The organism is Cellvibrio sp. pealriver (assembly GCF_001183545.1).
Classification (GTDB): domain Bacteria; phylum Pseudomonadota; class Gammaproteobacteria; order Pseudomonadales; family Cellvibrionaceae; genus Cellvibrio.
The window spans coordinates 704,428-728,830 of sequence record NZ_KQ236688.1; the positions used below are offsets into that span (position 1 = coordinate 704,428).

Consider the following 24,403-nt stretch of genomic DNA (forward strand, 5'->3'; position numbering starts at 1 on the left):
TCGTTTTCGTTAACGGTTGCGGTTCGTAAGCGGCGTAGGTTGGCGGTGAGGAACGAACCCCAACATAACCATACCTCCGCAACCACGGAAACCAAAATGTGTGCACCGTTGATTGGTTTTCCGTATTCACAAAACATTGTGCGATTTGCGAATACGAGTGTTGGGGTTCGCAAGCTCACCGCCAACCTACGCGAACTGATGAATGCTTGAATACGGCCAGTCTTGCGCGTTGCCTACGTAACCGTGTTTTACAGGGTTGTAATGTATGTATTCAATGTGATTGTAAAAATCCCGTTCGTCACGAATCGTATGCTCCCAAAAGCGGCGTTGCCAGATTCCGCGTTCGCCCTTTTTTAAACGAGTGGTTTTTATTAATTCATCTTTGGCAATGCGGCGGGAGAAGTTGGCTTTGATCAACGCCCAGCGGGTAGAGTAGTCGTAATCATTGCGTGGCAATGTCCACAAGCAATGCAGGTGATCGGGCATTACCACCATCGCATTAATCTCAAACGGATGGTTTTGTTTTACCGTTTTAACCGCCGCTCGCAAACAATCAATCTCCTTCACCAATAAATCGCTCTTACGATCCGGCAACGCCAAGGTAAAAAAATAATGCCCACCCTCAACATAAACCCGCCGGTATTTCATAAACTCTCCTTGTAAATAATTCAATTTATTTCATTGCACCCGTTGGTTGCGGCGGGGCGCGTAGCCTGAGGAACGAACCGCAACATGACCATATATGCTCAATCACCAAAACCAAAATGCATGTGCCGTTAATCGGTTTTTCGTATTCACAAAGCAATGTGCTGTTTGCGATTACGAATGTTGCGGTTCGCAGGCTCACCAGCAACCTACATCAGTCCAACCTACGTGCTATCGATTTTGCGGATTAACAAAAATGGGTGACCTAATTCAATAGCGCCTTCAAAAAACTCCTGCCCAATTAAATGTGGTTCCACATTTTTCCAGCCATAGCTGCTCTGACTACAGGCAGAATTCACCTTGCCCAGAGCCAAATCGCCAGCACGAATCATATCCCCATCTTCGACCTTACAATAGCCCTGTGGAATAGGATGCATTAATAATCTACCTAGTCTGATGCCCTTAAGTTAGTGCGTAATAAAAAATCACTACGCCCCCTTTAATCTATATGCTCAATCACCAAAACCAAAACCAAAACCAAAACCAAAATTCATGCACCTTTAATTGGTTTTTCGTATTCACAAAACATTGTGCCATTTGTGATTACGAATGTTGGGGTTCGCAAGCTCACCGCCAACCTACATGTTCTCGCGTAATTTGTTCAAGGTGCTCCGTAGGTTGGTGGTGAGGAACGAACCCCAACATGACCATATATCCGCAACCACCGAAACCAAAATTCATACACCGTTGATTGGTTTATCGCATTCACAAAACAATGTGCCGTTTGCAATTACGAATATTGGGTTTCGCAAGCTCACCGCCAACCTACATTCAGCCCAACCTACGTGCTACATTCAGCCCAACTTACAAGCTATGTGTTTTTGAGTTGCATTCATATTTCTAAGAACTTCTTCATTTGAATTCATTATTGTTGAAAATGCATCTTCTAGTTTTTTGAGTCTCGATAGGTCGTAATGTGGGTCAAAACTACATGCGTAAAGTAATAGGCTGGTGAGCTTCCATGCGGAGTCCAATGGCACTAGAAAAGTATCTGCAAATTGCTCGCTGGTTAATCGAGATTTAATAGATACTTTGGTTTCGTCAAACATATTTTCTTCGGCAAAATCTGTCAGCCGTAAAAATATTTCGGTGCCGCTGGTAAGCATTTTTTCTTTTACTGATTCTAGATTCTTTACGGAATGATTTTTCTCGTAGAGTTTTATTGGTTTTATTAATGCAATAATAACTTTCATGGTTTTTGATATTTCCGATGCGGAAATTCGATAGTCGCCGTGTTTTGCAAGAGGGAATAGCAAATTGTGCAATTTTCTTGAGTTTATGTTTATAACTCGGTTGCTTTGGTATGCGTCCATATATTTCGTAAAGAATTCTATGTGACTGTAATAATTCGAAAAAGTGTTTTGCTCTTTCGAAAGTCTATTCGATTCTTTGGATTGCTCTGAAATGTGGTTGGCAGCAAAAACTGCAAGAATGGGAATTAGGGTTGCTAGGATGCTAAGGGGAACTTTGAATACGGTTAGGAGTTGATTTATTCCTTTGTACGAATAGTCTGCTTCTAAATTTGAATTTTTTATAATTATAATGGTTACAGCAATAGAGGCCGCAGCTAATGCTCCAATAAATAACCTGACAATAAAAAGATTAAAAAATGATTTGTCAGGATCAAAGTATTTAGATGTTCTTTTGTGCACGTGCCATCCTTTTTTGTTCTGTAAATAACAAAAAAGGCAGCTTGCGCTGCCCGTTTTGTTTACAACGGATACACCAAGATCAATATTGCGGATGCTCTAATAATCGAGGCAATGTCTATCGTAATTGTGACTCTCTTGGTACTAAAAGTGAACATTGTGTGTTCCTCAATCAGTCCCAAGCCGGCTCAGGATAAAATTAATCACCCAAAGTTTAACGTGGTCGGCCACCACGCCAATTAGAGGTTTGCTGCCTCTTTCATGGATTTTTTGCTGATAGTTCGAATACCAGCATCGGAGTGTCGAACCTCTTGCGTTCAAGCCATATCGTAGGCCGACGAACAAGCACTGCTTGCATGAACACTCAAGCACTCCTCTTTGATGAGAAGGTTCACCCTAGCTCATCGCGGTTCTTTTTCGGCGAACGACACATCCAGTGTCATAGCGTACCTATTAAAATCAATGAGTTAGCCCTCTGTCGCGACGCAACCTACCACTTCAGTGCGACACATCATATGTCATTTTTCCCCAAAAACGACACAACCCGTGACATAAAAATATTTGCTTGTTTTTGCTATCATTATCAATCTTTTAATAATTAAAAACTATTGCGAGATAAGTGCTCTATCGGAGAGGTTAAGATGTTAATAGCTCCTTTCCGGTTAAAGCGGCCACCTTTTGCTGGCCCAGATCAAGCAGTGTTCGATGGAGAGATAGCCGAGGGGGATTTTCATCCAAGGGGAAGGTGCTGCCTTATCACGGCGCACGCTAAGAGCTGACATATGGATTTTTGCCTGCAAAATTATGTTTTAAATACGATATTTACGGCACGTTAGTATCTAACGTGATGAATTCATAACACTCTCCAGTGAGTTTTCATCACTCATGTTATTGGTCGCCCGCGCGCCCCTTAAAAATCCTTTGGACGAACCAACGGCTTTTTTCACAACTGAAATAACTCCCTTTCGATCTACGAAGACTGATACTTCATCACCCGGCTCGATACCTGCTAAGAGACACAAATCGATAGGCAATGTGACTTGTCTTTTGGAACTTACTTTTGACATAAGTACCCCTTTAAATATTGGCTCCCTTATCGAATGCGAAATTCAAGAACCAGATTTTTGATATTTGGAAAACCATACTTTAGCTCTTTATTTATAGGTAAGACAGATACCTCCGGTCTCGGCATTTGATTACTATATTTACATTTCAATAAAGTGGCTTCTATAATCGACTGGCCGATAAAGTATCTTCTCGACGACAGGCCAACTAACTCCTGGCATGTCCAAAAAGCCGCCTACCGAATAGGCGGCTTTTTGTTTTTGAGGGGGAGACTTTGAGAAAGCAGCATGTGATTTCTGAGCAGAGGTTTACATTGTAATAAAACGGCTTATAATCCAAGAACTGACTAAGTATCTGCATGACGATAGCCCAGCTCACCACTGTGTTGTCACAAAAAACCGCTGAAAAGCGGTTTTTTTGTTTTTGGAGAAATATTTTATAATAGGTTACAACTATCGATTATAACCTGGCTGATATCTGTACTGCTCGGTAAAGCCATAAGCACCGAAAGTGGTTAGATAGCAGTGCCATATAGTTTTACCTAAAGTCTCTAAATCTAGAGGAGATTATTATCTCTTGCTGTTTTATGTGCTCCTGCTCTGTAGTAGTAGGCTATAAAGAGCATTAAAACTCCCATTAATCCCCCAAGCAATACTTTGATCATACTTGGATCATCTTTAAGTAGGATCATTGTCGTCAGAATCATAAATACCATCCCATAGACCGTCATCAGCGCGGAAAAAAGAACCTCTACAATGACCATTCCCCAAGCCGAAATTTTTCGTGTTAAGGGCGACGGGGCAGGGATAGCGGAAAAATGATTTCTAGCTTCCTGTTTTATTCTAGTAACCATCAGAGGAATCGCTCTAACGAGGAGTCGGACTAAGTGATCGATTAGCCGATTGAGCTTTCCTTTCAGTACTGTGTCAAACAATCCAAATAAAAAAGCTGAAAGCACTATTGTTTTAAGTGGCTCGCTTTCAGTTAGCGCAGTAAACACATCAGGGCTTAGCATAATGAGATTTCCTTTTAGCATGGGTCAGCAAGGTAGGTAGTGTCCCGATCTAATCGAATCATGAGTCGGTTAAATAACATACTATCCTTGATTTACGGCATGGTCAAGAATACAGTATGTTTTTATATACAGTAATTGCTTGTACAGTTATACGCCCTATGTCTCTGATGAACATTATGCGCACTTCCAATTATCTTTCGGCGGCCATACCAAATTTTTCCTTTAAACGCAGAAAATTTATATCGTCTATTGAGTACAGGTCGAGCTTTTTCTCGGTATCGAATGGTGCGTGACAGGGTATTATTTGACCTCGCTTTTTAAGATTATTTATATGGGTGCGGTGTCGTCCAAGAAACCTGCTAGCTTCATATGAAGTAAAGTGAGTGTCACGTATATCAATCATCGTCTGCGCGTCAGAGAGTGACATCAGAGTCCAATATTTGTAATCGTATATGGGTAAAATTTCCTTGTTGATTATGTTGATGTAAAGCCATTGCTTGGTGCAGCCAATCAGCTTACATGCGCCGTTGATACTAATTAGATCTGTCCGATTAATTTGATGTTTTAGAAACGTAACAGACTCAAGAGTTATGAAAATTTTAACCTTTTCGCATGGATCTCTTTTTAAGATTCCCTTTCTAACCAGCGTGGCTACCTTTTGTTGGCTGAGCTCTAGCAGCTGAGATGCTTCTGGAACTGATACGCTTGTTTTAACGTTCTGTGCCTGCGTTCGAGATCCATTAGGCTTTCGGCCAGCATTGGTCTTGTAAACCTTAATACTGTTTATCATTTCCTTGGAAATTTTTTCTAGGTCGCTACGCCGAAATAATGTCGTTAGAAGTCCATCAATTGAGGGGCCTGCGATAGGCTCTATATCAATTGATTTGAGTTTTTCAGCAAGATTCGTTGAGTTTAGCTCAAGCTCTTTCGCGAGCGTCCCAACAAGCACGTATTGCGCATCAAAGTCGATGAGATCCTGTTTAAGGATGACTTTTCTGAATTGCCCATCGACCAGCAGCTCCTCCGTTTTAAGCCAATTGTGTTTACAGAGACTTCGGACATATTCTGTATTTATCATAAGCTCGTCACCAGCTGTCGGAAAATCGGTATATTCATTTGGTAAACTAAGCTTCTTGGGTTTGAAGAATGCCTTGCTATTGTGAATGGCTGCATTTGCCTTTTTTAGAATATCTAACGGTGCTTTTGCTTCCCGGCTTTTAGTCGTTGGCCAAACGACAATTTCTTTCTCTATGTAGGTATTTAATTTTTTTTGGCTTATTCGGAGAAGTTCGGCAGCCTGTTTTTTGGAGATGTCTGCTTGTATATACATTTGCAGGTCATTAAATTCTTCCCTGTTTATCAGCTCATGCAATAGCGGATCTATGAGACTTTTGGGTAGGTTGAACTGTAAATTAAGCCAATCCAGGAAATCATGAGGGTTTTTAACGCGAACTTTTGTGTATATGGACGAAGCTAGCAAGTTTGCCGCTTTGTTATGATCACAATACATCTCATACAGTATTTCGTTGGTTTCGTAACGCGTTAATGAGGTATTTAGCTCTTTGGTAAATTTCTCAATAAATAGCCAAAGATTCTTATATCGATCGGCATCATCCTGTGATTTGAAAATGTGGTTTTCAAATAGGAAGCGAAATTTGGACGCATCCACTGATGGTGAACTCGGCAGTTCAGCATCGCACCTCTTGCAATAGTTAATAGATCCGCGAAATGCATTGGTTTCCCTATGGCATTTTTTGCAAATTGTAATAATTTCTTTTTGATGGATGTGACATACGGAGTAGGGGATAAAACGCCAAATCTTTCTTAGGTATCCGTATTCCCTAATGCAGTCGGGGCAATATGCTATTCCATCTTTTCGAAAAAAGGATTGCGGATATTGAACGTCATTGATAACTATGTCTGAAAAGTTAGTGGAAATCAGTTTTGGATAAACCAGCTCGTGCGATAAACTAAAGCCTAAGAGTTTAATTAGATCATTAAAACGAGTTTGATCATGCAAGTCTCCGTGGTTGATAAATTTATCTTCACGATCCAATGCAAGAGTAAATAAACGGTGAACCGATTCATGGCCATTTGCTTGCGCTGAACGAATCAGCAGACTTGCTGCTGATTCGTCAGGGAATGGAATTGGCTTAACCGGGAGGTTAATGGACTCCATTTCCACCTCGCAAATGTGAAGCTAAAACACCTGGACTCATTTTGAATGGGTTGGTTTTAGTTCGGCTAGCCAGCGAGCATATTCCGTCCTCCCAAGCCAAGCCAAAATCATCTACAGTAACTATGCTTCCACCACTTTGTGTGGTGATATAGATTGCTTCTTTAAGCAGGGACATAACAAATGCTGGATTTCCGGAGGTCGCAGCATAAATTTGGTTGCAAGTATGGTCTTCAGAAAAATCGGAAGTAAAATCGATACCCAAAATTTTCTCGCAACGTAAGATTATTCCCTCAACAAACGGCTTTATTGATCCAGAATATTCCTGTGTTGAAGGTTGCAGTGGATGCATTCGAAATTCTTTTGGAAAGCGCCTACTGAGTTGAGAATCGTGTACTAAATGGCTAGGAAAATCAATATTTCCAACCAAACAGAACATTATTGCTGTGTCATTAACTATGGACTTAATCCAATTGCAAACCGCCGTATTCACTCGTGTTGAGTTTCGTAAATTGTCATAGAGATGATGAAATTCATCGAGGAAGACTAACCTTGTTTCACATTTTTTCAGTAAGTGACAAACTCGCTTGGTTAACTGAGCAGTTGTACCGACAAAGGGATTTGGATCTTTGAGTTGAATAAGTAAGGCGATTGCTACACTTTTAACGGTCGCAGGCGAAGGCACAGAACAGTAAAAAGCAGGTATCACGATTTTTTCATGGTTATCTACAATTTTTGTTTCACTGGGCATTTTGGACATGACAACTCGACAAATAGTTGTTTTTCCATAACCACCTTGACCAGTTAGCATGCACCCGACAGGTTCTCGGAAAGCACTACTTTTTTGCAGGCAGTGTTCAATACCCTCAATTGCTCTGTCAAAATCTGGATGACAGATAACAATTTTGTCGAGTTTTGCAATAGATTTGATTGAGTTATCGGTATTCATAGTCTTACTCCAGCTCGATAGATTTGAAAGAATTGTAGTTTTCGTTTTTGATACAAGGTTTATTGGACTCGCTCAGCGAAATTACCTCTATTGCAGGGGCAGGTGAGGCCACCTGTTTCCCTGGTTTACTATCTTGAGTTGGTGGTGAGATTGAATTGTTGATCTCTGATATCTTTCTCTGTGTGTAAACATTCCGAGATTCACCATTGGTGAGTTTTTTTATCCAGCGCTTCATTTTTATCGCTTGTTCCTGTACTCGCTCAAGAAGTTTCCAGCGAGACAATGCAAATGAGAGCTTTCCTAATTTAGAGATATCCGACTTTGTCATTTCCTTGCGAATTTTCTTGGCCTCTTGATGCTCATAAATAGTCAGACCTGTGGTGTACTCTGGATCATTGGATTCAGCAAGAATTAGAGTTGCTTTATCCTCAGGGTGTTGGACCAGAATAGAATTAAGGTTGAGATCATCAATAAGAATCGTCACATTGGTGTGTCCTTGGGCTTCCAAGGTGGCGAGAGCATGTGAAAAATATTCAATATAATCGTACTGAATTAACCCTTTGTTAATTGAACGTGTTTCAGGCCGGCGAGCGAGAGCGTTCACCTCGTCTTCTGACAGCGATATTGGAGCGATATTTTTGGTCTTTTCTTCCCAAAAACAAATTGGTGCTCGGCCCGTTTTGGTGTGTATCGTTTTGTGATATATCTCGTTGATCCACTCTTCTATAAAGCTACGGATTTGATCAATCGTAAAAACCGATTTTTTTAATGAGTCGTAGTCGCCAAGCTCGGTCGGGTTTGAAAATGTTGTTCCCGGAAGTTTCTGTACGATTCCGTGTGTCAATGTGCGGAATAGAGATTCAATATGTGCTTTACCATCTGGATCTCGAATTTGTGCTGGCGAAATTGTTACAGCAAGAAACTCACATATCCTGGCAAACGAAGTGTTAGCGAACTCCACTCCGTTATCTGGGACTATGCGAACTGGAATACCGCCTGGCAACCCTCTATTCGCGCGTGACAACATATCCTTAAGTGCTCCCAGTGCGGTTGTTGCACTTGGGGGATACATACATATATGAATACCAACAATTGCCCGTGTTGCAATATCCATTACGCACGTCAGAAATGGCCTTCCAATCACATCGCCGGTACTTTCATCAATCACATGTACGTCAAGGTAGTGTGTATCTATTTGCACGAGTGCCATAACAGCTTCGCTGATAACTTTTCTACCAGATGCCCGTGCCATTCTCTCGGCTGCCAGAGGTCCTTTCTTTGCTCTGGTGACAACGTATGGATCAAGCTGTTTTATTCGTCTTTGTATCGTGCGTGCTGTTGGAAATTGAATTTCTTCTCCTGATCGATTACATAAACCGATTTCTATAGCTCTACCTATAACATAGCCACAAACATCTCCAGCGGAACGACGCTCTTGAGTAAGATATATTTTTGATATTCCTTCGTTTATCAGATATTCGATCTCCGGGGAAAATCTCAGATTTTTATTGCCGGTATTCTGCCGATTGATAAGCCCATTTGTTCCACTTTGCCGGGTTTTTTTTACCCACCGCGCTACTGCTCGCGGGGTTGGCGGAGTAAGGTCGTTTATTTCATTACTAACTCTATTAATTACCGCGCGTAAACCTTTTAGGGATGTGGGGTGTATCAATTCAACGAGCGCTGCTTCTACATATCTGTGTCGATATATGACATGCGAAATATTTTTCTGTGTTACTTCGTTATCGGCGACATAATCGACTTGAATTTTTCCGGCTCTTTTTAAGGCATCGAACTGTTCAAATGTAATCTGGTGTGGTTTTCCACCTGCACTAGATGCGTAACGAATTAAATCATGCTCAGCAAACGCTATTTCGAAATTGGAACCATGAAGTGAAAAACGTGTGCCGATTTTTGGTGTGAAGTTAATGTCCATTTTACACCTCCTCACCAAGCATAGATTTTTTAAGTGCAGGCAAATTCACAATGTCATGAAATATCAGATACTCCAAGATATGTGCGGGAAGGTCGTTTTCCTGGAGTAGCTCATATCCTTCGATCAGCTGATCGACAGGGTTTAGCTTTAGAAGAGCAGCTCCTAACGAGATTTGACTTTTAGTCCAGTACCCAACGTGCCCACGTGAGTAAACCTCAAGTAATTTTTCAGTTTTTTTAAATGATGGAATATTAGATGAATCAATAATCCTAAAAACTATGCCTGCGGAGTGCAGAATTTTTTCTACGATTTTTAACTTTCTTATTGTCTGCTCATCAAGATAATAAATGTCAGGTTTTACTTCATGGACTTCATAAAACCCTGTATTTGTAAGTACAACGAAGTCGGGGTAGCAACATTTTCCACCCGGTAATTCAATACGAATAGCTTGGCTTCGATAATTTTTGGATGTCCGCTCAAGATTTCCTACAGCATGCGCTAGCTCAAGCTGGCTTTCGACGGGAACAAGTCCACCGGCTTTGCGACTTGGGAAAAGCGATGTTTTTCGCCCTTTACAGCCTTGCTTTATAAGTCTTTGGCCGGGCAGCACGTTTGCCTTTGTGGGTGGTCTTTTGAAAGCAAATTCAATCTGATCAAGTATTTTTTGATATTGGCATTCCTGGTAATTCAGTTCGTCATAAAAAAATTCGGGCAAAGAAATGTTGGCTGCCGACGGGGCAGAATTTGGGATGTGCAAGTACATAAGTATCTCCAAAAGCTTGAGTTGGTAGTCAACCTTTAGGGGTGTATAGGGGCGCCCCTAAAAAAAGGGGTAAAACGGTTGACTTATGGATGCTTTCAGATAACACTTATGGCGCTGACCTAGTAGTTATCTGAAAGACTTCTAGAAAAAATGCAAACGGCCCCTAATGGGGCCGTTTGCATTTACGGCCCTCGAACATATTTCATTTTTTGCCTCCTTCAGCTGCTATGTGTGGTTACTGGTCTACCTTCACTCTGTCTTTATTTCGCCGCCACAGCCCTATTAATAACGTTTGAAAAGTCTAGAGTAGTTTTGGAGGGCTCTTCTTTAAGGCCTAGCCTCAAAGCGATCAGGTGACTCTGTCCCCGCGACGGTACGTTTTTTGATCGAAGCACTCTGTACACCAAGTCGGGATTGAAGCCCTCGGCTCTTGCCCACTCGGCAATAGCCACACCTCGTGCTTTAAATTCATTAAGAACTCGCTCTGAATTTTTGTTCATGTCGATTTGTTCCAGTTTGATCAACTCTTATCTTTGGAATATAAGTGATGACCGGCCTCAGTGCAACATATTGATTTAAAAGGAAAAAATGTTAATTTTGCGTCGTTTGGGTTTTTTGACAAAAGCTAAAAAAATATTGTTAGAACGGTGATTTTTTTCTGCTCAGCCGAAAATGGCTAAAGTGTAATAAGGTGTAATTTACTAACCAGTAGATGGCACATACCTTATTAACTTGGGGGATCTCAAACCTGCTGTTTGCTACGATGAATTGAGCGACGAGATTGTTTGATGTGTATTCCCTAGTGCATCCTTATGTGACATATTTCACATTTCGTGTTCATAACAATAATGGAAATACAGGATGATGCATCTGCAAGAACGCCAGTGTAGTAGTGCCTTCCTACTCAATGAGTGGATCGAGTTAAGTAATTGTGAAACATCTGTTCAGCATGCTGTTGTTAGTGTTGTATTTACTAAAGATCACAACGGAGATTGGCGGTATCTATTAGGCCATTGCGAATTAGTTTCCAATGGGTCGCTTGACTCTGTAGAGGTCGTTTATCCTTCATTTTCTTTTATAAAAAGAGAGATACTGAATTTCTCTTTATCTGGGTTTGTTGCTGCATTAGAAGGCGACGGATTCATAATTTCCGAAAACTTCCCACCGTTAAAAAAAACCGATTCATCCCAGATAAATTGGATGAGAGGATTAATACCTAGCCATGCAACTAAAAGCGAATTTCCAGTATTGAAATATTCAGCAAGATTGGAAAGTGAATTATCTTTTTATGAAAGCCCTCTTATTGGTTTCGATCTCCCGTATGTCGATTCTGTAGGTCAGCATATTAAAAATTTTCTTGAGCTTGAACATTTCCATGGTAACTCTGATGGGCAAAAGGGCGAATTCTCTATAAAAATAAATAATTATTCGGCGCGTATAAATTTTGATGGCCAGTTCTTGTCATTTAATGCGAATGTATATGCTCGCTTAGTCGGAAAAAATTCATCTAGTCAGTTAATAAATCTGTCCGAAAAGCAACAGCTCCATATGACGGTGCAGGATTTATCGGATTCTGAAATATTTTTGATAAGTAGGAATAATGAAATTCTTGATTACAGATCAAGATCGTCCTGGAAATATAGGTTGGAGAGTGGCGCTGATAAAACTACTTCAAAAAAGCTATTGGCACTAATAGAAGCTGGAGAAGGCCAGTATCTGGAGTTTAAAAAATATATTGAGGTTACTAAAAATAGGAATCAAAAATCTGAAGAGCTTGAGAAAACGGTGTGTGCTTTTTCTAATGCTTACGGTGGTCAGCTATTGATTGGTGTTAACGATGAGGGAAATATTGATGGCCTCAATGACTTCCTGGTGCAGCATTATAATTGCGCTATAGAAGAAGCCGTTCCTCTTTATGTTAAGGGGATTAATAAACGACTATCTGAAAACCTGAAAAATAATCAATGCTACGATGTTAGTCACCTCGTAATTGGCGATAAATACATAATTGTTGTAGATGTTGAGAGATCTGAAGAGCTTAACTACGGGGTTACTCAAGAGTGGGCCTATGTTCGAGTAGGGGCTACCAGCCGGAAAATGCGCTCTGCGGAGTCAAGGCCGGAAAACAGAAAATTACCCCTGGAATTTTGATTTTATTTTTTTGCATGTCCATGGTAGGAGTCATGATAGATGTGGCCAGATAATGAAACAGAACGAGATTTTCTAAATTTTTCCGGTGTAGCAGATACTGTTGCAGAAATTATTGTTCAGGCGCGAGGACGTCCAATTTCTATAGGCGTATCAGGAGCTTGGGGCATTGGAAAATCCTCAATGATTAAGCTGACCCAAGCCTCTTTGGCCGAGCGGCCACGCCAAGAAGGCGAGCGTGAATTTATATTTGTCGAGTTCAATGCATGGCTCTATCAAGGATACGATGATGCGCGTGCTGCTCTTATGGATGTTATTGCTTCAAAATTGGAGATTGAAGCTAGGGCACGTCAAAAAGGAGTTGAAAAAGCGAAGTCATTACTTAAGCGCGTTAATTGGCTTCGCGCTGCAAAACTGGTAGCAGGATCTGCTGCTGCGATGTCATTTGGTTTGCCTCCTACAGGACTGCTTGGCGAAATCTGGGGTTTAGGTCAGCGCGCCATCTCAAGTGGTGTCGATGCAAATCTCCTTGAAGATGCTGGTGCGAAAGCCGGAGAGGTGGCAGAGGTTGGGAAAGGACTACTGAATCCGGCCGAACAAACTTCCCCTCCAAAAGAAATTCAAGCCTTACGTGATAATTTTGAGGAAACTCTGGAGGAGTTAGGGGTGACTCTGGTGGTTTTAATCGATGATTTAGATCGATGCCTGCCCGAAACAACTATATCGACACTTGAAGCAATACGATTGTTCTTATTTTTAAAAAATACGGCGTTCGTAATAGCTGCTGACAACGACATGATTAAACATGCTGTGAAGAAGCATTTTGAGGGTGTTCCAGATGATAAGCTCATTACCAATTATTTTGATAAGTTAATTCAAGTGCCCATACGTGTTCCTCCATTAGGAACTCAAGAGGTGCGAGCTTACATGATGATGCTGTTTGTAGATAACAGTGAGTTGAGCCCCGATATTAAAGAAACTATTAGGCAGGGAATATGTAGCCAGTTACGGCAAACATGGCAGGGAAAACGTGTTGATCGTGCGTTTGTGCAAAGCCTTCATCAAGCAATTCCTCAGAAATTAATTGGTAAATTTGATACGGCGGATCGATTGGCTCCCTTGATGACTACGGCCTCTGGGATATTAGGGAATCCTCGATTAATCAAACGTTTTTTAAATGCGTTGTCAATTCGCATGTCAATATCAAATGCGCAAGGCGTTGGAGTTGATGAAGCTGTTTTAGCAAAACTTCTTTTGTTTGAACGTTTAGGTAATCCAGCAGCTTACTCAGAACTGATGCAAAAAGTTAGTTTGAATGACGCTGGAAAACCAACCTTCCTTTCTGAGTGGGAGGAAAAAGCGAACGCTGGCAAAGAATTAACTTTAGATGATCCTTGGAAAGATCAGTTCTTTAAAGAATGGTTAACTTTGCCACCGGCTTTGGCGAATACAGATCTTCGAGGAGCTTTATATGTTAGTCGAGAGCACATTCCATTAATCACTCCAGAAGACCGACTTTCATCGGAAGCGGCTGAGCTACTTACTGCATTGCTACAACATCCAGACATGGCTGCAAATTTAAAAGATCGTTTAACTGCACTCGCACGATCTGAAACTACAGTGATCATGGACCGTTTATTGGATCGAGCACGGCAAGAGCAGGAGTGGGGCGTCCCTCCTATATTAATCGCGTGTTTAACTTTAACCGAGGTCGATCCACCGCAGGGGCCTAGATTGGCGGCGCTTCTCCGTGAGCGACCCGCTGTTCAAATTAGGGCGAACATCATACCTAAAATAGGTGATCAGCCTTGGTCTCAATCTGTATTTGATGAGTGGGAAAAAGGGCAGATTTCTGCTCCCGTTAAAGCGGCTATAAAAAAGCAAAGGAAGTGATAAATGGGAACATCACAATCAAGTAAAGGTCCTGGCTCTGGCGTACCTATGGTTCCTCCATGGGCGCCTGACCTTCTTTCCACAGATTCATCAGGTGACCAGTCGTCAGATTCGAAGGATGGTTCAGCGCCTCCTGGTGGCGTACCGATAGCTCCTTCTGGTCGTTTTGGAGGCGCTCGAAGGAGTTTGGGACGTTATGCTGGGTCTGGTGGTCGCAGTGACCTCCGTCAAGGACTTAAGCATTACATTCGATCTGGTTACGGAGGTTCAAAGACCGCTACCCGTCGATTTGCAGGCACAGCTAGCATCGCTGCTGTACTTAGCGGGGCCCTGACTGGATTGGCCTCAGGACAATCTTCGGTTGAAAATAATGGTCTAGATCCAGTTTTGTTAGCTGGAAAATCTGCTGATGAAGTTATGAGTGCAGTGACGGAGGCTGTTCGTCCGGTGGATGGTACTCAGGATGCTGAAGCGCAGCGTGCATCAATACGAGACTCCTTATCTGAGGTGCTAACCCGCTTTCCTGATGCTGATTTATTAAATTTAAATCCAGAGCACCGTGAATTTGCAATTGAAACTTTTACAGCCTTCGATGTTGTTCATCGTTTTGAGTTGGATGTTGGAAAAACAATTTATGAAAAATCTCCTAATGCAACAGCAGCTTTAGCCAGGTTGAAAGAAGCTCGCGATTATATTAAAGAAACCATATCTGCTGCATTTCGTAAGTTAAAAGAGGCCGGTAAAACTCTAACTACGGGGCGAATTAAGCATGTTGTGAAAGATGCCTTGCAAGAGACATTTGAAGTGTTTGAGGGATATATAAAATGAAGCTGATCTGCGGTCCTGCTAGTTTTAAATTACCAAATGTCTCTCAGGCTTTAAACGTTGTTTTATATGGTCAAGCTCAATCTTTAAAACAAGCGTGTGCTGGTGAGGCTGCTAGATCCGAAATTTTGCGTAGGCGCCTTGATCCCGCACCTCGATCTTGGGATTTATTGTCTATTGCTCTATCCGTTGTAACGGCAGATTTTGCAGTGTTGCGTGAGGATAGTCCTGATGGCTGGACACGAGAGATAGAGCTTCATATTGCTGTTGCTGAGCCTGAGTTTTGGTCGCAACAGAAGAAAGCAATTGAAGCAGCATTGGGTTTCCTGACAACTGACAGATGGACACTCAATTTTTATTCCGGCGGTGATGTGCAACCATCACAAAAAGAAGTTGTACATCCAACAGAAAATTGTGTGGTTCTGCTTTCTGGTGGGCTTGATAGTTTAATCGGAACCATTGATCTTGTTACAGATGGCTTTAAGCCATTCGCTATAAGTCAAACCGTGCGTGGTGATGCTGAAAAGCAGATTCAATTTGCTGAAATTATTGGCGGTGGTTTGAATCATTTGCAGCTCAATCACAATGCATCTTCTCCTGGTAGCGATGAGCCATCTCAAAGGTCAAGATCACTCATTTTTTTAGCATTTGGTGTGATGGCGGCTACTTGTTTACAGCAGTATCACGAAGGGGGTAGGGTTCCATTATATATGTGTGAAAATGGTTTCATCGCCATTAATCCTCCATTGACTAGTGGGCGTATCGGTAGTTTAAGTACTCGTACAGCTCATCCCGAATTTCTTTCCCGTTTTAAAAGTATCCTTGAAGCGGCTGGGCTGCGTGTTGATATTCGTAATCCGTATGAAGAAAAAACCAAAGGGCAGATGTTATTAGAGTGTAAAGATCAAAGCTTACTTAAGAAGTATGCAGCCCGTTCAACTAGTTGCGGTCGTTTTCAGCGTTTCAAGTATCGCCATTGTGGTCGATGCGTTCCTTGTCAGGTGCGTCGTGCGGCTTTTTTGACTTGGAATAAAAAAGATTCGTCTGGTTATGTGCATGACAATCTAGGGAAAAAAGATAAAGAACATGCCGCGTTTGATGATGTGCGTGCTGTTGCAATTGCGCTTGCCGCTGCTCGTGCTGATGGCACTGATGCCTGGTTGGATCAGGCGTTGTCTTATCCATCGATCAGCAATAAGAAAGGGCTTAAAGACATGTTAGTTCGAGGTTTAGCCGAGCTCGAAGCCTTGCATAAGGTCTATAAAGTAACATGATAGATTTTCACTGCCATCTTGATCTTTATCCTGATCCTCATGCCATTGCTAACGAATGTATTAATAGAGGCATTTATCTTTTATCGGTTACTACTACACCTTCTGCCTGGAAGGGAACCAGTGAGCTTGCATCTGGCGCTTCTAGAATACGAACTGCGTTAGGTCTGCATCCTCAGATCGCACATAACCGAAAACATGAGCTTCCCCTTTTCGAGCAGTTGCTTCCAGAAACAAGATATGTGGGAGAGATTGGTCTTGATGGTGGCCCTGAATATAAAGAATATTGGTCGGATCAATACCTGGTCTTTACCCATATTTTGAAGTTATGCCAGCGCTCCGGTGGCCGAATTATGTCTTTACACAGTCGCAGAGCTGCCAAGGCGGTTTTAGATGAAATTGAAGCCCACCCTGGAGCAGGCACTGCGATTCTGCATTGGTTCTCTGGAACGCAGCGAGAACTTGATAGAGCTATATCGCTAGGATGTTGGTTCAGTGTTGGTCCAGCAATGTTGGCCAGCAAAAAAGGTTTAGCATTGGCAGCTAAGATGCCGAGAGATAGGGTTCTCACAGAAACTGATGGGCCGTTTGTTCAAATTGACGGGCGTTCAGCTTTTCCTTGGGAGTCTGAAAATTCCATTCCTTTCCTGGTGTCACTTTGGTCGGTTTCCGAACAGGAAGTTAGGGAGCAACTTAAAAATAATCTACGAAATTTAGCGATAAATAATTGAGAGTGTAACCATGGCTCATATTGAGTTCGCAGAAACGTTGGAAGACTTAAATCATGACTGTAAAGATCACTTGCAGCTCTGCGTGAGGCATATAGGAAGCAAAGGTAATACGAGCTATATAAACCGCTGTACTTTCTGTGGAGTTCAAATCGGAAATGCTATTCCCAAGTCATCTATCCAGACTCCATTACATTTTTATGATGCTGAATTGATTAGGCGTTTTGAGGAAAAATGGAAAGAGCTTTTTACATTGAGTGTCGGTGAGGGATCAACTGCATATGAACAGCCTTTGAAATTCGAAGAGTTTGAAGAGAGGTTCGACCAATTTTTTCTAAATTTAAGTGCTGAAAAAAATGTAAATGTCGATTTGTTAATAAATTACTTGTGGCGGTACCTGAATAAAGAAACTGAGATAAGAAGACATGACTATAAAACTCCTTTTAAATCTGAAGAAGATCTTCAGGCTTGGCTATCAAATGAGTTATCGCGATGGTTTGAGGTTCATTCGGAAGTTAATGGAGTTGGTTTTGTTAATAGAGTTAAACGAAATGTCAGGATAGATTTTATTATAAAAGCGAAGCCAGAATTGGTAGCGTTAGGCTTTACAGATAAATACTTAGGGATAGAGGTAAAAAATTTAAATCCTGGAGAGCGGGATAGTTTTCACAAACGTTCTGCCCGAGGCATTTTTCAAGCATTAAGTTACTGGTATAGCGGCGCGCGCTGGACTGTGGGTACCAGAAATGATATTGAAATATGTGCGGTATTGTTTTTTAGTGATCTCTCATTTACAGATCAAAGAGATCAATTATTCGAATCAATTGATAAACACTACCGGAAATCCTGGAATGCTTATTTAGGTATTGCAAACCATGGAAATGTTGGTGAGTTAATATTTGACGGATCATCTGATAATTATTTCAAATGGCGAATGAATTTTGCACATTCCACGTATTTTACAGGGTACAAAAATGGTGATTTGATAATGGGTAATCATAATTTAATTGATAAGTTAAGAATTGGTAGCTCAAATCTATAGAGGTAATAAATATGGCAGAACCTACAATCAAGTGCCCTAATTGTAATACCGAGATTCATTTAACTGAATCCTTAGCTGCTCCGTTACTTGAGGCTACAAAAAGGCAGTTTGAACAAAAATTGACACAGAAGGATGCTGAAATAGCCCAGCGAGAAAAGGCAGCTAAAGATAAAGAGCGAGAGCTAACAGATGCGAAGGCTAAGCTAGATGAGCAGGTTGAAGATCAGGTTCAGGAAAAGCTCAAGCAAGAGCGCATTAAAATTATCGCTGATGCCGAAAAGAAGGCAAGTCTTTCTGTTGCTAATGACCTTGAGCAAAAATCTCGTGAGTTGGAAAGCTTACAGGAAGTATTAAAAAGCCGGGATGCTAAACTCTTGGAGGCGCAAAATGCTCAGGCAGAATTATTGAAAAAGCAACGTGAGCTTGATGATGCAAAGCGAGAGTTAGAATTAACTGTTGAAAAACGTGTGCAAGAAAATTTAGAAATGACTCGTCAAAAAGCAAAAAAAGAAGCAGAAGATGAGCAAAGGTTAAAAGTAATGGAAAAAGAGCAGACAATCTCTGCTATGCAAAAACAAATTGAAGATTTAAAGCGAAGAGCAGAGCAAGGCTCGCAGCAGTTGCAAGGTGAAGTTCAGGAGCTGGAACTTGAAAGCATGTTACGCTCAAAATTCCCGTTCGACTTAATTGATCCTGTGCCAAAAGGTGAGTTTGGTGGTGATGTAATTCATAAAGTTATGGGAACAAGTGGGCAGTCCTGCGGTTCCATTTTATGGGAGTTTAAACGTACTAAAAATTGGAGTGATGCTTGGTTAACAAAGCTTCGTGGAGATCAACGCGAGGCTAAGGCTGAAATAGCAATAATTGTTAGTCATGCTCTACCTAAAGATGTTGAAACTTTTGACATGATTGATGGTGTTTGGGTCACTCATCCTCGAGCTGTTCTCCCGGTAGCTTTAATTCTAAGGCAATCTTTATTGGATATCGCGTTGGCGAGACAGTCTAATGAAGGCCAGCAAACAAAAACTGAATTGATTTATCAATACCTCACGGGACCCCGCTTTCGATTGAGAGTGGAGGCAATTGTTGAAGCGTTCTCTACTATGCAAGAAGATCTTGATAAGGAGAGAAAAGCAATTATGAAACAATGGGCGAAACGTGAGCAGCAGATTGAAAGTGTTATGGGGGCTACGGTAGGAATGTATGGTGATTTACAAGGTATTGCTGGTAAATCATTGTTGGAAATCGAAGCTTTAGAACTTAAAAATATTGGTTTCGATGAAAATTAATAATTAATTAGGCGAAATTATGGATAACTATCACGATCCTGTAAGGCATTTAAAATATCTTCGTCAATCATTATCTCAAGATAATGAAGCTATTGGATTTTTCATATCAGCGGGATGCCCTCTGTCTGTTGCAATGCCAGAAAATGAGTGGCCTCTTATTCCTGATGTGCAAAACCTAACTATTCATATTAATAGCCAATTGGATGCTGATAAAAAATATAAATTGCTTATAAGCGAAATAGAAAAGGCCGGAAAAAATATCAAAAATATTGAAGATATTCTGAGCTTTTTAAGAAGTTTATTGGCTGTTTCAAAAGGAGGAGATGTTAGAGGGTTAACGGAAGATGACCTTTTAGGCATTCAGAAGAAAATTTGTTCCGAAATAATAGAAAAGATTGATGTGTCCCTTCCTAAAGAAGAAACTCCGTACCATAGACTTTGTAATTGGATTCGCTCAATAGACAGGAAAGTTGCAGTTGAAATCTTTACAACGAATTATGATTTATTATTGGAGCAAGCACTTGAAGATCTAGAGGTTCCATATTTTGACGGTTTTGTTGGAGCAAGTAGGTCATTTTTTGATTTAAGAGCTGTAGAGGATAATTTAATACCAACTCATTGGTCTAGATTGTGGAAAATTCATGGCTCTATAAATTGGTGCCAGGAAGAAATTAAGGGCGAGAGAAAGGTTTATAGATCATCTGAAGTTAAAAAAAATGTGTCTCATTTAATATATCCATCACATTTAAAATATGAAGAAAGCCGAAAGATGCCATATCTAGCATTGATTGATCAACTAAATAGATTTATAAGAAAAAAATCTTCTTTTCTTATTTTGTCTGGTTATTCCTTCAATGATGCGCATCTTAATGACACTATTATCAATGCTTTAAAGGCTAACCCAACCGGAATGGTTCTTGGGTTGATGTATGGAACTTATGAAGTGGCTGCAGAAACAGTAGAAACAGTAGAAACAGTAGAAACAGTAGAAACAGTAGAAGCAGTAGAAGCAGTAGAAGCAGAAAATATAATTTTAGTTGAGCGGTATCCAGAAGCATATAAGCTTGCAAAGAAGCAGCATAACTTAAATGTATGGACTTTTGATAAGGCAATCATAGGCACTAACTTAGGGGTGTGGAGACGAATTCATGAAAAAGATGATAGTGATTATGAATTAAATCAATTTATTGGAAATGAAAATAATTTAAAACTAGGTGATTTTTCAGTCTTTACTGATTTTTTAAAAAGAATTATAGGAAATAAAAAGGAATCATCAGGTGGCTAACAAAGAAACTTATTTGGGAGACGTGAAAGATGTTAATGGAACAACGGTAAGCATAGCCTTATCGAAAGACTCTTTAACAGGATTTATTTATATAAATGGTCAAGGTTACAGGGTTGGGCAAATCGGTAGTTTTATTAGAATACCAATCGGTTTCAATAATTTATTCGGAATTATTAGCCAAGTAGGTGCAAGTGCTGCACCAGATAATAAACCAGATGCCACCCTTATGAATCATCAATGGATGAAGATTCAATTAATTGGTGAAGCTCAAACTAATGGCACTTTTCAACGAGGAATGTCTCAATACCCCACTATTGGCGATGAAGTACATTTGGTCTCTGAAAAAGAATTAAAAAGCATTTATGGTCAGCCTGATAAACCTTATTTTGTTAAGGTGGGGCATATATCTAATGCAGATTCTATTCCTGCACTAATTGATATCAATAAACTAGTTACAAGGCATTCTGCGGTGGTTGGAACAACTGGGTCAGGAAAGTCCACAACAGTTGCCAGTATCATGAATGCGTTAACTGACGAGACGCGTTATCCGTCTGCGCGCGTGATTATGCTTGATTTGCACGGAGAGTATGCTCAAGCATTAGGGGATAAAGCAAATGTTTACAAGATTAATGCCAATCCAAATTCAAAATTTAAAGAAAAAGAATTGTATATTCCATTTTGGGCGTTAAATTTTGACGAGCTGTATGAAATATGTTTTGGTGATCAAGAAGGTGGCGAAAAAGAGCGTAATATAATAATGGAGCGCTTACAAAAATATAAACGAGATTCGCTATTGAAATATCCAAAAAAAGGTGCTTCTCTCGATACGTTAAGTGCGGATACTCCTGTTCCATTTAGTATTCATCATTTGTGGTATGAGTTGTATGTAGAAACTTTTGCAACGTACTACAAAGACAGGGGAGGCCGGCCATTCGATCATATTGCATATGAATTAGATGTTAATGGAGACGAATTGAAGGGAAATGCAAAAATGGGTATTCCGCCTGTTTTTAAAAATGTATCCAATGTGGCGGGCGAGGAAAAAATCAATTATTTGCCGAGTCCACCCAATATAGGAAAGCAAATCTCTCTATTGGGAACAAAGCTGAGGGTTCCTAGATATGATTTTATATTTCAACCCAAAGAATGGTTGCCTGATGACGATGGAAAAGTTGATAAAGATTTAGATGAGTTAATTAAAGGTTGGATAGGGGAAAAGCCAGTTACTATTTTAGATTTATCTGGGGTCCCAGCTGACATTCTTCAAACCACGATTGGAGCTGTGCTTCGTATATTGTATGAAGCTCTATTTTGGAGTAGGGATTTAAGTCAGGGAGGAAGAAATAGGCCTCTATTAATTGTTATGGAAGAGGCTCATATTTATTTAAATGATGATTTTAAAGGTATGGCATCAAGAGTTGTTCAGCGAATAGTTAAAGAGGGACGTAAATATGGCATAGGCGCTATGATTGTAAGTCAGAGGCCTTCAGAAATTAATTCGACAATATTATCGCAATGTGGAACTTTTTTTGCTTTGAGGCTCGCGAATTCATCAGATCGAAGTCACATTACATCTGCAATGTCGGATAATTTGGATGGACTGACTAATATGCTGCCAATTTTACGAACTGGCGAAGCTATAATTCTTGGTGAAGCTGTCAAATTACCTATGAGGACAATTATTGAGGCTCCGCCGAAAAATAGGCGTCCAGATAGCCAAGATCCAATAGTTTTCGACGAGGTCCCCACTGATGAATCAATGCATCCTGGTGGGTGGGGGAATAAAATGGAAGCAACTCCAAATTTTGAAGAGCTTATAGAGACTTGGCGAGCCCAAAATCCAAAAATAGATAAGGTAAAACCATAGGAAATTTTATGCAAAGACAATCTGTTAGTTCAAGTAATGTAGCATCTGTTGGTTATGATGAAGGAACACTAGAAGTGGAATTTAATAATGGAGCGGTATATCAATATTTTGATGTGCCGCAGCATATATTTGAGGAGCTGGTTGGTGCCGCGTCAGTTGGGGCTTATCTTGCCGCACATATCAAAGGAGTCTATCGGTATTCCAAGGTTTAGCTAGGTAATTATTTATATAAAAAAATGCCCCATCGAATGGGGCATTTTTTTTGATATTTCCAATGTTAATGACAATAGATGCGTCGCGCTATGACATCGGATGCGTCGCTTATGACACAGGTCGTGTCGTTCGCCGTTTTTAAAAAATTAATCCCAAGAAAGCGCCCCACCTGTTTGGTATTCAATCACGCGCGTCTCAAAGAAATTCTTCTCTTTACGCAGATCCATAATTTCGCTCATCCATGGGAATGGGTTTTGAGCGCCGGGGAATTGTTCTTTTAAGCCGAGTTGTGAGCAGCGGCGGTTGGCGATGAAGTGGAGGTATTCTTCCATCATGGCGGCGTTCATGCCGAGTACGCCGCGTGGCATTGAGTCGCGTGCGTATTGGATTTCCAATTCGGTGCCTTCCAGAATCATTTGGATCACTTCTTGTTGGAATTCTGCGCTCCACAAGTGCGGGTTTTCCAGTTTGATTTGGTTGATTACATCGATACCAAAATTCAAATGCATGGATTCATCGCGCAGGATGTATTGGAATTGCTCGGCAACGCCAGTCATTTTGTTGCGGCGGCCCATGCTGAGGATTTGGCTGAATCCGCAGTAGAAGAAAATACCTTCAGTGACTACGTAGAATGCAACGAGGTTGCGCAGCAATTCCTGATCGGTTTCTGGTGTGCCGGTGGTAAAGGTTGGATCGCCCAAGGTTTGAGTGTGCTTCAAGCTCCACGCGGCTTTGTTCGCAACGCTTGGCAATTCGCGGTACATGTTGAAGATTTCGCCTTCATCCATACCGAGCGATTCAATGCAATATTGATACGCGTGAGTGTGGATCGCTTCTTCAAATGATTGACGCAAAATGTATTGGCGACATTCAGGGTTGGTGATCAAACGGTAAATCGCGAGTACCAAATTGTTTGCGACGAGTGAGTCAGCAGTAGAGAAGTAACCGAGGCTGCGCATGACGATGCGGCGCTCGTCATCGGTCAGGCCGTCTTTACTTTTCCAGGTGGCGATGTCGGCAGTCATGTTCACTTCTTGTGGCATCCAGTGGTTGGAGCAGCCATCCAGATATTTTTGCCATGCCCAGTCGTATTTGAACGGAACGAGTTGGTTCAAATCCGCGCGGCAGTTGATCATGCGCTTTTCATCTACTTGAATACGCGCAGCGCCCATTTGCAATTCTTCAAGGCCTGGTGCCGGGTCAAGTGCAGCGAGGCTTGCGCGCGCTTTTGCCAATTCAGGGCTAATGCCTTCTTCTTTCGCGGCTTCAGCAAAGCTGGTGTTTACCACGGTATTCTGAGGTGCATTAGCTTGTGCTTGGGCAACTTGTGCAGGCTGCGCTTGTGATGCAGCAGGTTTATTTAAATTGGCTGCAATCGCCTCTTGGCGTGCGGTTTCTTTTGCTGCTTCTTCGGTATCAAAATCGTCCCAACTTAACATGGTGTTCCTCGTTCTCTCTGTTTGGTTTCTACCCTCACCCTAGCCCTCTCCCAGAGGGAGAGGGGACTTGATCGCGCAAGGTTTTAGTCTGCGCGTATATCACCAGGTGAGCGCTTTATTCCCCTCTCCTGTGGGAGAGGGGCTA

At 41.3% G+C, this 24,403-nt stretch carries 21 protein-coding genes; 10 read left to right on the forward strand and 11 right to left on the reverse strand.

Going from position 1 to position 24,403, the window contains the following annotated elements:
• Positions 1–186 precede the first annotated feature (186 nt).
• The 10 genes from VC28_RS02935 to VC28_RS20080 form a co-directional block, all read right to left on the reverse strand.
• Positions 187–648 (reverse strand): REP-associated tyrosine transposase, encoded by a 462-nt coding sequence (locus VC28_RS02935; RefSeq protein WP_049629328.1) that lies wholly within the window; start codon positions 646–648, stop codon positions 187–189.
• Between the two features lie 221 nt (positions 649–869).
• Positions 870–1,082 carry a hypothetical protein gene (locus tag VC28_RS02940; RefSeq protein ID WP_049629329.1) on the reverse strand — a complete coding sequence of 71 codons (213 nt, stop codon included), beginning with the start codon at positions 1,080–1,082 and terminating at the stop codon, positions 870–872.
• Positions 1,083–1,499: 417 nt separating this feature from the next.
• Complete coding sequence (locus VC28_RS02945) at positions 1,500–2,357, reverse strand: hypothetical protein (protein WP_049629330.1); 858 nt, start codon at positions 2,355–2,357, stop codon at positions 1,500–1,502.
• 836 nt (positions 2,358–3,193) lie between these two features.
• On the reverse strand, positions 3,194–3,421 hold the full coding sequence (locus VC28_RS19465; protein WP_082191381.1) for an AbrB/MazE/SpoVT family DNA-binding domain-containing protein: 228 nt from the start codon (positions 3,419–3,421) through the stop codon (positions 3,194–3,196).
• A gap of 554 nt (positions 3,422–3,975) precedes the next feature.
• Entirely contained in the window at positions 3,976–4,434 is a 459-nt protein-coding gene (locus tag VC28_RS02950; RefSeq protein ID WP_049629331.1) for a hypothetical protein, read from the reverse strand.
• Between the two features lie 190 nt (positions 4,435–4,624).
• Entirely contained in the window at positions 4,625–6,613 is a 1,989-nt protein-coding gene (locus VC28_RS02955; protein WP_049629332.1) for a TniQ family protein, read from the reverse strand.
• On the reverse strand, positions 6,600–7,559 hold the full coding sequence (locus VC28_RS02960) for a TniB family NTP-binding protein (protein WP_049629333.1): 960 nt from the start codon (positions 7,557–7,559) through the stop codon (positions 6,600–6,602). Before VC28_RS02960 ends, VC28_RS02955 begins: the two co-directional genes overlap by 14 nt.
• A gap of 4 nt (positions 7,560–7,563) precedes the next feature.
• A complete protein-coding gene (locus tag VC28_RS02965; RefSeq protein ID WP_082191382.1) occupies positions 7,564–9,495 on the reverse strand; it encodes a DDE-type integrase/transposase/recombinase in 1,932 nt (643 codons plus the stop codon).
• A 1-nt stretch (position 9,496) separates the two neighbouring features.
• Entirely contained in the window at positions 9,497–10,258 is a 762-nt protein-coding gene (locus tag VC28_RS02970; protein ID WP_049629334.1) for a hypothetical protein, read from the reverse strand.
• A 260-nt stretch (positions 10,259–10,518) separates the two neighbouring features.
• Positions 10,519–10,758, reverse strand: a complete 240-nt coding sequence (locus VC28_RS20080) for a helix-turn-helix domain-containing protein (RefSeq protein WP_049629335.1) — start codon at positions 10,756–10,758, stop codon at positions 10,519–10,521.
• 361 nt (positions 10,759–11,119) lie between these two features.
• Here VC28_RS20080 and VC28_RS02980 point away from each other — a divergent pair, with 361 nt between their 5' ends.
• The 10 genes from VC28_RS02980 to VC28_RS03025 are packed head-to-tail and all read left to right on the forward strand — an operon-like array spanning position 11,120 to position 22,818.
• Positions 11,120–12,409, forward strand: coding sequence for an AlbA family DNA-binding domain-containing protein (locus VC28_RS02980; RefSeq protein WP_049629336.1), 1,290 nt, complete (start codon positions 11,120–11,122; stop codon positions 12,407–12,409).
• Between the two features lie 39 nt (positions 12,410–12,448).
• Positions 12,449–14,299: a KAP family P-loop NTPase fold protein gene (locus tag VC28_RS02985; protein ID WP_049629337.1), complete on the forward strand. Its 1,851-nt coding sequence runs from the start codon at positions 12,449–12,451 to the stop codon at positions 14,297–14,299.
• A 3-nt stretch (positions 14,300–14,302) separates the two neighbouring features.
• Positions 14,303–15,127 (forward strand): Qat anti-phage system associated protein QatB, encoded by an 825-nt coding sequence (qatB, locus tag VC28_RS02990; RefSeq protein WP_049629338.1) that lies wholly within the window; start codon positions 14,303–14,305, stop codon positions 15,125–15,127.
• Complete coding sequence (gene qatC, locus VC28_RS02995; protein WP_049629339.1) at positions 15,124–16,398, forward strand: Qat anti-phage system QueC-like protein QatC; 1,275 nt, start codon at positions 15,124–15,126, stop codon at positions 16,396–16,398. The genes qatB and qatC overlap by 4 nt, the downstream gene beginning before the upstream one ends.
• Positions 16,395–17,126, forward strand: a complete 732-nt coding sequence (gene qatD / locus VC28_RS03000) for a Qat anti-phage system TatD family nuclease QatD (protein ID WP_049629340.1) — start codon at positions 16,395–16,397, stop codon at positions 17,124–17,126. The genes qatC and qatD overlap by 4 nt, the downstream gene beginning before the upstream one ends.
• A 10-nt stretch (positions 17,127–17,136) precedes the next feature.
• Positions 17,137–18,165 (forward strand): hypothetical protein, encoded by a 1,029-nt coding sequence (locus tag VC28_RS03005; RefSeq protein ID WP_049629341.1) that lies wholly within the window; start codon positions 17,137–17,139, stop codon positions 18,163–18,165.
• An 11-nt stretch (positions 18,166–18,176) separates the two neighbouring features.
• On the forward strand, positions 18,177–19,454 hold the full coding sequence (locus tag VC28_RS03010) for a DUF2130 domain-containing protein (RefSeq protein ID WP_049629342.1): 1,278 nt from the start codon (positions 18,177–18,179) through the stop codon (positions 19,452–19,454).
• A 19-nt stretch (positions 19,455–19,473) separates the two neighbouring features.
• A complete protein-coding gene (locus VC28_RS03015) occupies positions 19,474–20,739 on the forward strand; it encodes an SIR2 family protein (RefSeq protein WP_049629343.1) in 1,266 nt (421 codons plus the stop codon).
• A complete protein-coding gene (locus VC28_RS03020) occupies positions 20,732–22,606 on the forward strand; it encodes an ATP-binding protein (protein WP_049629344.1) in 1,875 nt (624 codons plus the stop codon). Before VC28_RS03015 ends, VC28_RS03020 begins: the two co-directional genes overlap by 8 nt.
• Before the next feature lie 8 nt (positions 22,607–22,614).
• Positions 22,615–22,818 (forward strand): KTSC domain-containing protein, encoded by a 204-nt coding sequence (locus VC28_RS03025; protein ID WP_049629345.1) that lies wholly within the window; start codon positions 22,615–22,617, stop codon positions 22,816–22,818.
• A gap of 147 nt (positions 22,819–22,965) precedes the next feature.
• Here the strand turns inward: VC28_RS03025 and VC28_RS03030 are convergent, their stop codons facing one another.
• Positions 22,966–24,258: a ribonucleotide-diphosphate reductase subunit beta gene (locus VC28_RS03030; protein ID WP_049629346.1), complete on the reverse strand. Its 1,293-nt coding sequence runs from the start codon at positions 24,256–24,258 to the stop codon at positions 22,966–22,968.
• Positions 24,259–24,403 lie beyond the last annotated feature (145 nt).